Source organism: Halorubrum distributum JCM 10118 (genome assembly GCF_000337335.1).
Lineage (GTDB): Archaea > Halobacteriota > Halobacteria > Halobacteriales > Haloferacaceae > Halorubrum > Halorubrum distributum.
Genome location: NZ_AOJN01000068.1, coordinates 17,818 through 33,637 on the forward strand (window position 1 = coordinate 17,818; position 15,820 = coordinate 33,637).

Here is a 15,820-nt window from a genome sequence, read left to right on the forward strand (position 1 = left end):
GGCGAAAGCCGGAGATGACTCTCACCACCGCAACCATTAAGACCACTTCGGAAGAAATGAGGAGTAGGACATATCCTCGGACAGGTGCCATCCTGTCCCTTCCCAAGCGGCCCCTGCTGCCAACAGGGGAACTTCCCCCCTTTCTAAACATCGCCTAGCCGTGCATACTGCGATGTTGCGCTTGCCTCCGTCTTAATACTCACGCCGAGCGTCAGACATACATACAATTGCTGGTATTTTGCCCCGGTGTCCGTATTCAGGCGGTTTACACACCGCTAAAGCGGGTAACTGGCAATTGTAATGTGTTCCATGTGGGAGCCCTCCTACGAATTCATCCAATCAGCATCCACGCACTCGGATACAGCTGTGAGTTCTGTAAGCAGCCTCAAGCATTTAGCATCCAACAGTCTCACTACGAATATGTCGTTTCGGGTCAGCTGGCACAATCTCCTTGAGCGGTTAGATGACCTCCCGGAAGGAGCGACGCTCCGGACACCACTCTCGAACGACCGGTTTCAGATAACTGGCGTCCAGGAACACCGTGTCATCATCAGATTCACGGATAGCGGTGAGTCGCGACCGCTTCAAAAAGACCAGTTCGAGACACTATATCGGCGTGTTACCGACTCTACCGATGGGTTCGACCTTGATCGACTCCCCCCCGATGCGGATCCATACCCGACGGTATTGAGTCTCCATCCACGATTTGAGGTGAACGACGACCGAGGTGTGATAATCGAGACCGAAGCGCCAACCACCTCATTGTTATTGGACGAGGACCCGTCCTCTGAGCCTGCTCCCGACGAACGGACAGAACCTGATCTCGATGTCTACGCGGATGCGCTGTTGCTCGTCGACGCGCTGGAACGCCACGAGGTTACAGCGCTCGAAGAGGTCGAGACAGGGACACTCATCGACCTGTATACCTTGCTCTCGGACGTTCAACGGAACGCCAACGACCTCCGCAAGGAGATCGCGGACACGCTCTTAGATCGACTCCATCACGACCGACCGGTCTCGGGATCGTACGGCTCGGTCCAGCGGACCGCTCGGACGAACCGCTCGCTCAAAGATGACGACGAGGTACTGGACACGCTCGAATCAGCCGGGATCGACCGTGATCGGGTGGTGAGTGTTGATCGCGGGAAGGTTGACGACGCCCTCGAGGTGACTGATGTCGCTGAAAACGACGTCTACAAGATTGAAGAAACCGAGTACGTTCGGAAAGCCGAGGTGGACGAAGACCGCAAAGAGACACGGCTCCAAGGGCTGAAAGACCAACTTGCGGCGAGCGATGCTGACGACGCCGACCAGCTTCGCGACGAAGTCGAAGAGCTCGAATCGCGGATCGAGGAACTGACCGAATTCAAGTCTGGACAGTCGTATCACACGCGCTCGAATGCCGACCGATGAGTTGGTCTGGCGATGTGACGAGGGGAGACACGCTACGATCGACGTCGGCCCGAACGTGGGTGTTCCTCAACGGTCGACGCGAGTCCCTCGAGGCTCTCCAGCACAGGTAGTTTATCTGTCTGATGTGAGAATCGTTGGTATGGGTGACCCGGATTCTCCAACCGTCTCGGTATCTCTCTCTAGTCCCACGGATATTCCAGCAGTTCTGAATCGAGCTGGCATCGATCACGTGAGTGTCCATGATCACCGACTCCTTGCTATCTATCACACGGCAATTCTCAACGTGACGACTGATCCGCATCAGCTATCGGATGCACAAACACTCGAGGTCGAATGCTGGGAGGATCCAATTCCATCTCGTGCTGATGGAAAGTCGTCACAAGATATTCTTCAGGACTTCACCGACGTGTTCGACTCTGCCGGGGACTATTGAGAGATTCACTCCGGTGGATCGACCTGATCAGCACAGCATCACGACCAATCTCATAACGAGTGTTAGCAACAGAAAGAACGATTATAATGGATACACGTTAGCTGTTGGATATGAGTGCGTCACAGGGTGAAGCCGATCTCTCGGAGGACCAACGTGCGGGTCTTGAATTGGTCCGTGAGACGGGTGGGATTCACCAGAGCGACTTTTGGAAAGAGCTAGATGTCTCTTCGCGAAAAGGAAGCCGACTAGTCGAAGCGCTTGAGAGTGCCGAGCTGATCCAGCGTGAGGAAACGGTGTACGAAGGTCAACGGACCTACTATCTCGAACCAACAGCATCTGATCGTGACTTTTCACTGCTGATGGCGGGCGACATGCTCTCGCCATTCATTGGTGAAGAAGAGGTCGATCCGCAGGCAGACGCCTTCTCCCAATGGCTGATGAACATCACGTACGAGGAAGAGTGACTCTGTTCTCGAGGGCTTCTGGCGGCCTTTAGTCGCCAAATCTCATACTTGTATTGAGGTAGGACTCAATATCCGCAATTGGGTGCCCATCTCGAGTGAACTGCTTGTAGATACGACATCGTGGGCGAGCGGGTCGTGCGATAGACGCTCAGGGAGCTCGAAGAGTTCGCGTACAGCGCTCGCAGAACAGCGGCCCCTTCTCGGCGCGTGCTGCGCCGCTGCGAGCTTTTTCCTCGGCTTGAGGAACACGTCATGACCGCTCTTAATTAAATGGGGGAAGGAAAGCTAGAATTCCGAGAGCAACTGTTTCGGCGCTACCATATGTAGCAACACTTGTCCCAGTCCTTTCATCGAAGACGCAACCAGATCCTCCGGGCTAGCAAACTCTAACAGCTCTTCTTCATCATACGATTCCTTATATTCGATGTACATGCCGACACTATAGAGAGAGACTGCCAGAACGTAACGCTCTTCGACGAATGCTTTTCCGGACTGGCGAAGGTTATACCGATCATAAAAGCGTCTGACTGGCGCTGCGTCTATATTCACATAGATGTCCATATCACTAACTGTGTCACCAGCAACAAGCACATCTACGATATCATGCTCATCAAACCCATATCGGTCCCAGTTTTCCTCTTCAACCTTCTCGATATTTGGTAGCGAGATNGCAACAAGCACATCTACGATATCATGCTCATCAAACCCATATCGGTCCCAGTTTTCCTCTTCAACCTTCTCGATATTTGGTAGCGAGATACCTCCTCCACGATCTTTGCCCTCTCCGCCAGATCTTGACCTCTTCTCTTCTTTTTCAGTATACTCGACATTTATCCTTTGAGTAAGGGCGTCCTCGCCGGGGCGTGTCACGTTCAACACGAGGGTAGCAGAGTCTTCAGGCTCCACGTAGTCGGGAGCGTGGATGCTAACAGTGAAGAGACCGTTATTCAGATTAGACCACTTGAGATAATCCTTTCCCGGCTTAACTCGGAGGTCTCCGTCTCCGTCAGTGTCGATATACCCGTTAGGTGCGTTCAAATAAAATCTCACATTCCGGCTTCTGTTGATTGGAACTTCAATGCTGTATCGTCCCTCCTCGTCTTCATCGTAGAACTCGTGATTTCCGTCTGGATCGTATGTTTTGATCAGCCGAAAGGTGTCTGGGGTCGTGGGCGGATTGTACGGCCGCGTTTCTTCTTTACGTTCTTCTGACCCCGCCTTTTTACCGGACTCAAAGAATCGCTGTAGTTCAGGATCTTCCTCAAGAACGCTCTGAATGGATTCATCAAGAATCTCATCAGATTCATCACTTGCGCGGTCGCGTCTCCGCCGAGACTCCTCTTCAGTTAACCATTCGTCATTTTTAAGCGCATCTTCGATCCCTTCACGGAGAGTTTTACCAATCCCCGACTGCTTGATCCGGTCCCGAGTTGGCTGGAACAGGTCCACCATGTCCGTACCGGCTATGTCAGAAAAGTCGACGAGTACGATCGTATCTTCGCCTACTCGTGGCTTCTTACATCGGTTTGTGAGAAAACTCAGGCCTTCATTACCGTGCGTCTGGCCGTTAACCGAGTATAGAATTGCCATCTCCCGGTGGTCATCACCACCTACAAACCGATTTTTATTCCTCCGTGTCGCCGTGCCTTCTTCCACTAATTCGTCAATCTCATCGTCTTTTTTGAATGATATTATCTCGATATCTCGGACACCAAGCTGATCGTGGTCGAAATTGTACTGAGTAGTATATCTCTCGTCAATTAGGTAATCATGGTCCTCAATCCGACCGAGTAATCCCGGTGTCGTGTTTTCGGTTACCTTCGCTTTGGGATACCGTTCGTCTTTCAGCTTCAACGGTAATGGCGGATCGACTAAGTAGCGCTCAAGTCGCTTCTGAAACCGTTCGTCGCCGGTAATGACTGTCTTCCCTGTGGTAAGTTCATAGTCATAGACTTTGACAAATGTACCATGTGTCCGATCCTCCAGCGATCCCGAAAATTGGGGGATTTCGCCGTCAATTGTAACGTACTCGTATCGTCCTTTTTGCCGATTCTGACGAACTAGGGACCAGCTCCACTCCGAAGGGTTGGAATTTGCTGCCGAGCAGATGAATTTGTAACTCTTGTCTCCACAGAACTGGAGCACACCACTAGAACCCATCCCATACTGTCCTTGAAGGAACGGATAATTTTGCTTGAATTTTCCTGGATCGAGAAGCCCAAGAAACGTGCGTTCAAATCGTTCGGGCGGTTGTCCACATCCGTTATCGATAAGCGTGAAGTTGACCAGATCACGCTCGGATGGTTTGAACCCATCTGCTCGAATCTCTACGTACTCTTCTTCTGGGTTAGACAGGAGGGTATCCCGCGCCTCGTACTGCCCCTCGAAGCTCGGCAAAGAGTCATCTTCAGGGTCGGGGTCCACATCACCAACCATTTCATGAAAGTTCTTCATGAGAATGGCATCGTACGAATTCACGATCAGCTCAACAAGAGCTGGGATTGGGGCACCAGCCTGATTCTCAACGATACCGTAATTGTTCTCTTTTTGTCCGAGAGCTTTCCATTCGGCATCTTCAAAAAATTCGAGATCTAGAAGGGTCGCAACATCCTCAGGACTTTCGGCGTTCTTAAGTGAAACAGCGATTTCCTGAGAGGATTCGGGGGTACCACCGGAGGACAGATCCGTTTGCATAGTTGTAGCTATAGATGAGTGTCAGATAAACTTTGTTGTAGGCTGTCAATTTCTGATATGAATAGGAGCCGACCCCCATCCTAAATAGTAGTGGCGACAATCAGCCGCTAAGAGCGAATTCACTCTCTATGTCCGACCGAACACATCAATCGACTCTGACTGCTACCGAAGACGAGGAGCTCGACACTATTGATTGGACGTTCCCGGCTGCGGATACCCAGTACCTCACTCACGGTCTACACACGTATCCTGCTCGGATGATTCCTCAGATTCCGGACGCGCTCCTCAATCACTTTCTCGATCACAGTGAAATCGAAGAGGGAGACACGGTCTACGACCCGTTCTCGGGGAGTGGAACTACGGCAGTTGAAGCCCGGCTTCACGGACTGAACGCCAAGGCTAACGATATCAATCCGTTCGCGTGTATGCTGACGAAGGCGAAGGCGATTCCGATTGAGAGGCCGACCCTGGACGCAGCGTACCGGGACCTGCGATCGGATCTGAAATTGGAACTACGGAAGCTGACGGAGACGTACGAGAGCGACGAGGAGATTGAGATCGATCTGCCGGCGGTACGTGACGGCTGGTTCCCTGAGCCGCAGCTTCAGCACCTAGCGCACATAAGAGACGAGATTAGTGCTCTAGAGGAGAACTACAGCGAAGAAGTCGTGCGGTTCTTTCGGGTCGTTCTCTCGAAGGTGACCCGACGCACGTCCTACCAGCGGAATGGGGAGTTCAAGAGGTACCGAATGGCTCCTGAAGATCGCGAGGACCACGACCCGGACGTGTACGCTCTATTCACTGATAAGGTCGAAGAGAACATCTCTCTCATGGGGTCGTATTCAGACCGAGTCGACAGCGATCTCGATACGGACGTGTACTACGCGGACTCGCGAAAGGCCGAGGATATAGGCGACAACTCTGTTGATATCGTAATCACGTCGCCTCCATACGGCGATCACGGGACGACCGTGGCGTACGGGCAGTTCTCTCAGGACCCAGCAATCGTCGCAGATCGTCGTGAGTACGACGAGATGCGGAATGTCGACAAAGAGGGACTCGGTGGGTCTGCGAGCGAATTAGCTGATTTGGATGACCTTGAGGATCGGTCGCCGTCGCTCGCTGAAACGATCGAAGTCCTCGACGAGAAGGACGGTCGAGCACAGGACGCGCTCGACTTCTTTACCGACTACTACGCCGTCATGGAGCAGGTGGTCCGCGTGACGAAGCCGGGCCAGCCGGTTGCGTGGGTAGTGGCAAATAGAACGATGAGTCGCGTGAATATCCCCACGCATCTCATCACATACGAACTGTGTCTGGATATCGGCTACGAGCACGAAGCAACGCTACCGCGAGAGATCCCGCAGAAGACGCTTCCCTGGGAGAACGCCCCGGAGAATACACCGGGGGTCAAAGGGGACCTCATGGCGAACGAGAACATCGTCGTGGTTCGAGCGCCGGAATAGTTACTCGTCTCTGTCGAGTTCTGGTATCTCTCCGTGCTCCCGATAGTACACCATATCTGAAGGGAACTGGCTACACGGGCGAAGGTAGCGTACTCCCGCTTTTTCGTACGTGGTAACGGTCTGATCGTCACCCTGGTCGATCTGTTTTACCCTCTCGATCGTGTCCTGCGGAACGTACGCGGCGATGGACTCTTCGGGCCAACGCCGGAGGGCGGTTTCAGCTCCCGAGCCGTCGGACTCCCCACCGCTCAGAATTCCGTTCCTGACTTCGCTGGCGTCGTTCAGAAACGCGAACAGAATGGTCGGATCGTTGATATCTACGAGCGCCCGAGCCACGCGCTCACGAGCATTTTTCGACTTGACCTCGACATTCAGGTCCGCGTGATCACCGTTGGAGAATATCACGAGATCCTCATCTTCACTGCCCCCAGAGTGCCAGAATTCTGCCTCGGAGCGATCATCTCCCTCAGATAGCTCTTGAGACTCAAGCGCCCGTACTGCGAGGAGTTCGTTCGCGTGGCCACCGCTGGTGAGTTTGGCGTTCTCGATGGAGGTTACCTCGTCAGGGAGTGTTTCAGCCGCCTCTTTGGCAAACTGGGCAAGCAGTGTATCGAGTTCCTCTCCTGAGATACCATCTGTCTCTTCGAGGTCGATATCGGCTGTTTCGGCTGCGCTGTGTTTCATACCTTCTGCGTGGAACTGAAGGATATCTAGCTCCGCTTCTTCGCCGACGGCTTCACACGCCTGTTGGACGTCGGTGAGGAGCTCCGGAGAAAGTTCATCGTCGAGTCCCACACGCTCCATCGCCTGTTGTACGAGCGACTCCCCTACCGGGAAGCGATCAGCGACGTTCCGACTGAGTTCTGGGGAGAGCTTGAGAACGTCTCGTACCTTATCGACCTTCGTGCTGTAAGTGACATCTGATTTTGGGCCTTCATCAATCGTTTTCTCAATAAGCTCGCTCGTCCCGATCTGGTCCCCCTCGTCGAACTCGGCGAGGTACTCGAAAATTGGTTTGTGGTATCCTTCGTACGTCGCCTGTGTGTAGCTCTCTCCGAGCGCCTCATTGACGTCCTCGCGGCTCGGGATCGACTGTTCTGATTCTCCCGACGAGGTCGGCTCACTCATCGCTGTCCGTCTCGTCGTCGAAGGCGTTGAGTTCCTCCTGAACCGGACGCTCAAACTCGATGTCGACGTCGTCCTCAAGAAGCGGTTTCCGGACCTCGAAGGCCCGATCGAGCTTGTTATCGTCCATGATGCGCCACGCAGTGCCTCGATTCCGGATGTTCCCGTTGTCCTTGATGTGCATCCGGAGATCGAGCGTGATCTCCCCGTCCCGCATCAGCTGGAGGAACTCGTCGCTGTCGAAGCCGTCGAGGTAGTACGCCTCGTTATACCAGAAGTACTCGCGGTCGTTGCGCTCCTCGACGTCGGCAATGACGAGAATGAGCGCGGGGAGCTTCCGCTCGAAGACGTTCCGGAGAAGCGTGAGCGGGTAGACGGCACAGGTGCCGTAGTCCTCGTGAACGACTTCGACGGAGTCGGTATCGTAGTCGAGCAGGAACCCGCGGCTGTTCGGCTCGCCGGTTCCGATTGTGGATTTTAGCGCCTGCCGGCCCTTCGAATCCTCGTATCCGAGCTCCCGCACGAGATCCTGGTTCCACAGAACCCGGTTCTCTCGGGGAGGTTCCTTAGTAAACAGCGTCGTGAGGTTGTTCGAGCTACGTCGCGTGCTCTTGAGTTCGATTCCGGCCGCGTCAGGACCCGGAATGTTGTTCTCCTTGATTCCCAGTTCGTCCTCCAGCGTTTTTCCGATACCAGTGTTTCCGGCACGATGCGTCTCGATGTATCCGCGAGACTGAATTTCCTGAAGGGCGGCGACGAACTCTTCGAACGAGGTTACTGTCATCGAGGTACATCCGAGATGTCACTACGAGGCTAAAAGTGGTAGAGAAATATACAGTCCAGTTGGGTACTACTTTGAACGGATCAGCGACTACTTATCGACGATCACCTGATAGTTTGGATGGTCAACATCATGATCACAGGTGCACCAAAATTCACCTGATTCAGAGATCTCCAATCGTACTCCTGTACAGTTATTACAGGTGTTTTGACTGATGAAATCCTCTGTTTCTTGGGCTATTGGTGACTCATCTTGTACAAAGAATACCGCAGAGATGTATCCGGGCTCTGTATTTTCAAAGTGTCCCCGCACCGCTTCAGCTATATCACCCTTGTTTTCATTTTTCACTTCGTCTTCCGCGTAGATTTTTGCTACTTTCCCCCCAGACCCCCTCCTTCTACAAAATTCGACAATATCGAGAGTTCTCTGGTTCACATTATCCATAGACCATGCTTCGGAGGGTTCTGGTAACTCTCTGAGTATGGCAAGGTCGCTTCCCTCATCGTAGTTATATATTTGATTATATTTTTCTTCATAACTTTCATTTCCAATTGACTTATTATCATCTGGCCCAAGCAGCGCCAGATTCCCAAGTCGGTGTTTATTCTCTTCGTGATTCTCAAGGGCATCATCTTCACTATTCGGATTCTGGGGCGCTATATGTTCGATCTCATAGTCTTCATTCAAAGTCCCAAAGTCAACTAAGTTTAGTGTCCCCGTATCTCCGCGACGTTCTCTGAGATAATGCTCATATTCATAGAGCAGGTAGCGAACAGTGCTTCGATTATGGAACCCAGTCCAACCGTGTGTCTGTGAGCCGCTGATTACATCCGGACGGTTGAGAGATTCAACGAATACTTCTTCGCTACACTTCTTCTGGATCTCATCGGCAAACCAATGGAATATCTTATCAGAGGCTTCTTCGGGATCACTTGGAACGTTATCCAGCGTCATCTCGCCGAATAGTTCACGGATATCCTCTGTATCTTCGATAGAGATGTACAGCTCGTGTGCCTTCTCCTTGAGAGATCTTCTCAGAGAATTAGTTCTCAAGCCATTGATCTGGTACCCTCTAAAGGCAAATGTCTCACACTGCCGGATAATGTCCGAAAACTCACTGCTATCTACATCAAAATGTAACAGCGCAGCCATCAATAACGGTCTAAAGTTCGTAGCCGCCCCCGAATTATCAATACAATATATTTTATTCAGTAACTTCTTGTCGATAGTGTATCGTTCGTCAATAAGATCTGGGTAGTATGCTTCTACGAACGCCTGTGACGAATCCTGAAGGGATTGTACATATTCGTCGATCCAGTCTTTTAGATCGTCAGGGTCGCGATCGATTGGGGCATACCTGTCTATTTTCTTAATTCGGCGGTGTAACTCGTTGATTTCATTTTGGGGGCGGCGGCGTGTCGCCTCTCCAGTAAACATTGCCCAATGATCTTTGACAAATTGCTCAATTACGTCCTCGTCACCCCCATGCTGAGTTACTGTTTCAACAGCGTCATTGAATTCGCGGGCAACATGCTCCGCGTCGATATCTTCAACCTCACCGGCACAGTATAAGAGGTGGCTCTTAATTCGATCAGCTATATTGAGGTCTTTTCCTCGGTCATTAACAACCTCAAAGAGCCGTCCCGCTTCAGCCGCATCCTCAACTTTATATTTTGTCACTTTAAACGAAGAACAAACTACGGATATCACCTCATCAATGTATTCAAAATAATTGTAGAGATCTTCCTCGTCAGCTTGTTCAAACGAATCAGTATCCGCGATTGACCTCTTCTTTTGATTTAACCAGTCTNATTCAAAATAATTGTAGAGATCTTCCTCGTCAGCTTGTTCAAACGAATCAGTATCCGCGATTGACCTCTTCTTTTGATTTAACCAGTCTTGAATGGCCTCTTTAGCGTCAGCTAGCTTTCGCTCTGGAAGGATATCTGTATCGTCTATAATTTCAGGAGATTGTGAATCAACAGCAAGCCGACGATATGCTTCCTCTGTTAACTCGTCAGGCGTTAGTCGTCTACCGTTATCTCTTGTTTTATATTTCACAAATATATTCCTGTAGTTGCTTCCAAGCTCTGATGGTGGGTCTTGGACACTCGTGTCTACATCTATATAATCGTCGAGATCTTGGAGTTCCTCGTTCAGAACAGAAACGAGTAAACTAACAGTGGTGATCCGTTGCTGACCATCGACAATATCGAATAGCGTCCAGTCATCTGACACCGGACTATCAACTCCACCCGCATCATTCAGTACAATTGTTCCAAAATAATGAATAATATTATCATCATCTGCCACTGATTTCTTCCGGTCAATAATATATTCAATGTCTCCGAGGAGATCATCCACCTCTGTTGTTCCCCAAGCGTAACTACGCTGGTATCGAGGGATATTGAGCCTTGATCCCTCAAACAGCGACTGAAGTGTCACTTGATCTGCTTCTGCCATGGACATGTTACTGATATAGACATACTAATAATTTCTGTAGTACCCTGCGAATCAACAGACGACATAGGGATAGACAGATCTGAAAAGCAGACCAAGTGACTTCTCAAGAACTGACTTTTTTCTACTTCTGTTGTCAGAAGCCGGCCCACTCACCCGGCCGCGTAGCATGAGGCGGCAGCGGACCAGGCTCAGGAACGTTGAGTCCGGGATCGACTTCTTCACTTAGGTAGAGCGCCCCCACGTCGTGATCGACCAGGAGGTCTCGACGGGACCGAACCAGATATCACGATCTTCGCGCTAGGCAAGCTCGGCGTCGACAAACGTGTTACAGCGCTCGGTCACTCGACCGCGACTTACCGTGCCGACAAGCTCGAACCCGACTTCCCACGAAGTCGCGGCCCCGTCCGAAGCTAACTGCTCAAGAATTTGTTCGTCTAACTGGGTCATCCACGGAACGAACGAACGCATTCAGGTTGCCCCTCCGTCCGACTCACCGGGGACTTCTTCGGAGCTACTGGCGGTGACTTCGCTCGCATCGTCATCGATATAGCGCCACTCCTGCGTGTCAAGTCGCCCATCAAGGTACGCCTCTCCATCGTCAGTAATGATGTAGACCCCGTTTCCGAGATGTTTGAGGAGACCTTCTTCGGTGAGTTTCTTACACCGACGACCGATATACTGTCGAGAGTAGTGAATCGGTCCACTCTGTCGCATCTCCTCGGGAGAACCAGAGTCATGCTCTGATAGATATTCTAGTACCCGATCATCAACTAGCGCCATCCAGTCTCCCGAGTGTCTCATACGGCACTCATTGTTTCTACCGACCCTAATAGGCACGGTTAGAACTATTGAGCACCTAAAAAATTTTTAGACACCTTCGTAAACTATAAGTTCTACAGGCTACGATGTGCTCTTACGGAGCCCGAGTGACGAATCCTCGACTAGTGAGAGAATGTAGGAATCCCGGCCGCGGTGCTGAGACACCCAGCCGGGTCGGGTTCTGTGTTAGCCCACAGAACCATGCTGACGATGGTAACTGCGGGGCTTAAGCCCTGCGCGACGACCGGAGAATCGAGCGAAACCGACGGCGGCTACACGTTCTGCCCAGCGCCGGCTGACGGCTTCGACGCCGAGCGCGGCGCCGCTGTCTGTCGCGACTGCGCGGAGGACGGCTCATGAGCGCGGAACCCACCGCGGACCGCGACGCGCTCGCGGACCTCACCGCGTTCCAACGTGACCTCCTCTGGGCGCTCTCCCACGAGAACGCCCGCAAGGGGACAGCGCTGAAGGCTGACCTCGCGGACTACTACGGCGAAGAGATCAACCACAGCCGTCTCTACCAGAACCTCGATAAACTCGTCGAGTGCGATCTCGTCGCCAAACAAGCGCGCGACAGGCGCACCAACGAGTACAGCCTCACCGAGGCGGCCCGCCGCGCGCTCGAAGCGCGCCGCGCGTGGCAGGTAAGGAGTGAGACGGCGTGAGTCACACCCGCCGAGCGTACATCTGCTTCGACGCCTGCGAGCTTATTGAATTGGCAGCCCAAGATCGCGAATGTTGGCTTGGGGCCAGACAGTGTTTCGAAAATATCCTCTGTACGGGACAGCTGAACTCAAAATGCGTCGAGAAGGAAGTGGTATACACGGAACCGCGATAACCCCTACTTGTTTAAATTAGAAATGCGTCCTCGAAAACATGAGCGAAAACGGACCCTCGACAGCGGCGATATACGCCCGGGTCTCGACGGCGGACCAAGACGTCGGCCGACAGCTCGACGAGGCCCGCGAACACCTGGAGGGCCTCGGGGTCGACGACGTCAAGGAGTATCCCGAGGTCGTAAGCGGCGCCGCCGACACCCGCGAGGTCTATAATGAGCTCCTCGACGACGTCGAGACCGGTCGGTTCGACCTCGTCGTCGTCCATGAGATTAGTCGGCTGTCGCGGCTCGGTCCTACCGAGATACACGAATTCATCCAGCATTGTTTAGAACACGACACCGGCGTCGAGGCCCTAGACGTCGGTTTGAAAATTCACGTCGACGACGGCGAACTCCAGCAAACGATATACAGTATGATCGCGCGGTTGATGGGCGACCTCGCTCAGATCGAACACACCCAAAAGCTCCAGCGTATCCGGTCCGGGGTCCGTGCGGCGCAAAACGCCGGCAAATGGACCGGACGGCCGCCCGCCGGGTTCGTCGTCGAAGACGGATACCTCCGCGTCGACCCGGCCGAATTCCTACATATTCGCGAGGCCGTCACTCGCGTCGACCGCGGGGAACCGTACGCCGAGGTCGCCGAGGATACTNGATACTGGAATACCGGAGTCGACACTCCGGAACCTAGAGGGGGAGCGACGGGAGATGTACCTCGCCGGCAACGCCGACGACGATCGTGTCGACGACGCCCTCGACGACGTCCGACCGCTCGGCACGCCCGAGGACTTAGACCGCGACGACGAGCAGCTCCGCGAGCGGGTCGAACGGCTGGAGGAGGAGCTCGACCTATGACCGACGGCGACGACGCCCTCGCCCAGGGACGCACCGGCCACACGTCGAAGCGAGCGAAGTGGGGTGTGTCTATAGCTGGTTATTCCAGGTCCTCAAGCAGCTCCCCGAGGTCGAGACGCCGGGGAAAGGCGAGAAAATATACCGGTACAACTACCCGGACGAATAGGTCGGCCAATCGCTCCAGGGCGGCCCGACCAACCTGTTAGAATTGGTCGACCAATCCATTCGGCAGGCTCCGACCAACCCTCAACTAATTCCCTACCAACCGAACGGGAGGGAGGAGGGCGGCCTGTACATACGCGCGTGTGTATCCGGCGGCGCACTACCACCGATCGGGAGTTGGTATACCAGTTGGTCGGCGGTGGTACGTCAACCCCGATCGCGGCGGGAACCGACCGGTAACCGGTCGGTAGTTGGGTGACCCCCCGTGTGTCGGCGTCGGATCTATTTACGCGCCCGCGACTGGAGCATCTAGCCGGAGTTGTGATTGTTGTTGAAAGGGGCCGTTAGGCCGGAATACGGCTTTCCCCCCCCAGGGTTGCTCTTGCCGATCTAACACGCGGGCGGGTGATTAGAGAGAAAAATTGAGCTGTCGCTTTTTGAGGAGGGCGGCCGCCCCTTCTCCGCTCGACGCCGACTAGGTCGCGAGCGGCAGCATGAGAAATTTTACCGATAGCGGGCGACAGGGCGGTTATGCCGATCGACGAGGGTGATCTTCGCGAGGCGCTCGACCGGATCGACAAGGACCGGCAAATGCTGGAGGGGGACCTCTTCCACGGCGAGCAATGGATCCCAGCCGCCCACCGAAACGAGGGCCGCCTATCGATCGACCTTCAAACTATGACCCCGGACCTCACCGAGCGCGAGCTCCAGATGTGGCGGCTCGGTCGGATTGAGGGCCGCGGCGAGGTAATGATGGAGATCGGCGACGCGTTCCGCGACGGCTACGAATTGGAGTAACCGACCGATAATCGGTCGGTGGCGAAAATCGAGGGCGGAGTATGGGGAATGAATAACCCTGCCGGATGCAGCGCAACCGAATCGCATCCCATCTCTCTTTCGCGGAGGGTGGCACATTACCACCCCCGCTTACCATAGGGAGCTTCGTTGCCTAACACTCCCGCTTCAGTCGCACTGTCAACACCACGATGAGCGCTAGCCGAAGGGCAGTTGTCACCGCCCACATCGCAATGTCTGCTGCAGCGCAACCTGCGAGGATGGTTCCAATCATCCGGCAGGGTGGGTGACTCTCGCCACCAGCTATTTATATGTCGTTCATATGTAAAAAACTTCGCCCAGTACAAAAACAGATGTGACTAAGCGGGTGAAAGTACGGGAAGCGAAATGTAAGTCCCCTCCCGCGGATGATTGGAACCAGGTGAACATGACCGGGGACAAGACTTGAATTTAGTGTAAAGATTCACACACTTGAATGTTGATTAGAGCAGCGTGCGGTCCCCCCCCCTCTCCCCTTGGCCTCGGCGTCGAGACCGTAACGGCGGTTGACGTCGACGGTGTCGCCGAAGCGCCACGCTCGACCCGTCGACCGGCGCCGCCCGGCGTGGGTCTCGGCGTCCGCTCGACGTGTCCTCGGCGGCCTCGCGAGCGTCGCCCAGGTCGCCGGCGCGGCCGATCGTCTCGATCGCGTCGGCCACGTGGTCGTCGGCGTCGGCGGCGTCACCGTCGAGCCACCCGCGGACTCAGTCGTCGCCGCCGAGACCGACCTCGGGATCAAACCCGAACCGAACGCCTCGGTTTCGTGGAGAGTCACACCTGCTCACGGGTTCCGAGCACATACCCGAGAAAGACGACTGCTGTGGTGCCGGCGAACGTCTCGAATCCCGCAACAGCACGCATCACGAGTCCGGTCGGCGCGGGTTCCGGCGGCGACGTCGTGAACGTCACGACGCTGTAGTAGAGGCTTCGACCGACCGACATCTCCCCCACAAAGTGGTACACGCCGGCAGACAGAAGATACAACAATATCATCACGCCAGCAACCCAGCGAAGTTGGACTCCGTATCCGGTGAACNCCACAAAGTGGTACACGCCGGCAGACAGAAGATACAACAATATCATCACGCCAGCAACCCAGCGAAGTTGGACTCCGTATCCGGTGAACACCTTGGAGAAGAGCGACCCGAGCCACGCCGCAGTCCCCCGTGACAGCCGTCCTCCCTCGGCGAGTGCTTCCTTTCGCCGGGCCTTGCGTTCCCGAACGCGAGCGCTTCGAGCGCGACTGATCAGTCCGTTCGCGCTGTATGCGGTCCGGAGCTCGTGATTCGCGCGGGCGATAACATCGTACCGTTGCTCCTTGGATACCGAATCCTTATCGACGAGTTCAGTCGTTATTCTCTCACCAGGCGCGTCGATCTGGGTCCTACGTGAGAGTGTTATGCCACTCAAATCAACCTCGGAGAGGTTCGCGTTGGTGAGGTCGGCACCTATGAGGTTCGCCTCGGTGAGGTCGGC

The 15,820-nt window shown here is 54.1% G+C and carries 12 protein-coding genes and 1 pseudogene; 8 read left to right on the forward strand and 5 right to left on the reverse strand.

Annotation, left to right across the window (positions count from 1 at the left end; all coding sequences use genetic code 11):
• Positions 1 to 420 precede the first annotated feature (420 nt).
• From C466_RS15505 to C466_RS15520, 4 genes are all read left to right on the forward strand, one after another.
• On the forward strand, positions 421 to 1,413 hold the full coding sequence (locus C466_RS15505; RefSeq protein WP_049908305.1) for a hypothetical protein: 993 nt from the start codon (positions 421 to 423) through the stop codon (positions 1,411 to 1,413).
• Between the two features lie 139 nt (positions 1,414 to 1,552).
• Positions 1,553 to 1,846, forward strand: coding sequence for a hypothetical protein (locus tag C466_RS16705; protein ID WP_152418539.1), 294 nt, complete (start codon positions 1,553 to 1,555; stop codon positions 1,844 to 1,846).
• A 110-nt stretch (positions 1,847 to 1,956) separates the two neighbouring features.
• A complete protein-coding gene (locus C466_RS15510; protein ID WP_004595397.1) occupies positions 1,957 to 2,310 on the forward strand; it encodes a helix-turn-helix transcriptional regulator in 354 nt (117 codons plus the stop codon).
• A gap of 2,822 nt (positions 2,311 to 5,132) precedes the next feature.
• Entirely contained in the window at positions 5,133 to 6,470 is a 1,338-nt protein-coding gene (locus C466_RS15520; RefSeq protein ID WP_004595399.1) for a DNA methyltransferase, read from the forward strand.
• Here C466_RS15520 and C466_RS15525 read toward each other — a convergent pair whose 3' ends face one another.
• The 4 genes from C466_RS15525 to C466_RS16295 form a co-directional block, all read right to left on the reverse strand.
• Positions 6,471 to 7,598, reverse strand: coding sequence for a hypothetical protein (locus C466_RS15525; protein ID WP_004599886.1), 1,128 nt, complete (start codon positions 7,596 to 7,598; stop codon positions 6,471 to 6,473).
• The gene (locus C466_RS15530; protein ID WP_004595401.1) at positions 7,591 to 8,379 is read right to left on the reverse strand and encodes an MvaI/BcnI family restriction endonuclease; all 789 of its coding nucleotides are present in this window, start codon (positions 8,377 to 8,379) and stop codon (positions 7,591 to 7,593) included. Before C466_RS15530 ends, C466_RS15525 begins: the two co-directional genes overlap by 8 nt.
• Positions 8,380 to 8,466: 87 nt before the next feature.
• Positions 8,467 to 10,845, reverse strand: coding sequence for a DUF262 domain-containing HNH endonuclease family protein (locus C466_RS16285; protein ID WP_080510537.1), 2,379 nt, complete (start codon positions 10,843 to 10,845; stop codon positions 8,467 to 8,469).
• Positions 10,846 to 11,307: 462 nt separating this feature from the next.
• On the reverse strand, positions 11,308 to 11,640 hold the full coding sequence (locus tag C466_RS16295) for a phage repressor protein (protein WP_080505928.1): 333 nt from the start codon (positions 11,638 to 11,640) through the stop codon (positions 11,308 to 11,310).
• Between the two features lie 374 nt (positions 11,641 to 12,014).
• Between C466_RS16295 and C466_RS15535 the strand changes: the two genes are divergently transcribed.
• The 4 genes and pseudogenes from C466_RS15535 (at position 12,015) to C466_RS15545 (ending at position 14,308) form a co-directional block, all read left to right on the forward strand.
• Positions 12,015 to 12,323, forward strand: coding sequence for a helix-turn-helix transcriptional regulator (locus tag C466_RS15535; protein WP_004595402.1), 309 nt, complete (start codon positions 12,015 to 12,017; stop codon positions 12,321 to 12,323).
• A gap of 211 nt (positions 12,324 to 12,534) precedes the next feature.
• Positions 12,535 to 12,951 (forward strand): annotated as a pseudogene (locus C466_RS17410) (recombinase family protein); the annotation flags it as partial.
• A 250-nt stretch (positions 12,952 to 13,201) separates the two neighbouring features.
• Complete coding sequence (locus C466_RS17415; protein ID WP_239641240.1) at positions 13,202 to 13,348, forward strand: hypothetical protein; 147 nt, start codon at positions 13,202 to 13,204, stop codon at positions 13,346 to 13,348.
• A gap of 693 nt (positions 13,349 to 14,041) precedes the next feature.
• Positions 14,042 to 14,308 carry a hypothetical protein gene (locus C466_RS15545; RefSeq protein WP_004595404.1) on the forward strand — a complete coding sequence of 89 codons (267 nt, stop codon included), beginning with the start codon at positions 14,042 to 14,044 and terminating at the stop codon, positions 14,306 to 14,308.
• Positions 14,309 to 15,115: 807 nt separating this feature from the next.
• Here C466_RS15545 and C466_RS15550 read toward each other — a convergent pair.
• Positions 15,116 to 15,820, reverse strand: a 705-nt coding sequence (locus C466_RS15550) for a pentapeptide repeat-containing protein (RefSeq protein ID WP_004599890.1), incomplete at its 5' end; no start/stop codon positions are given.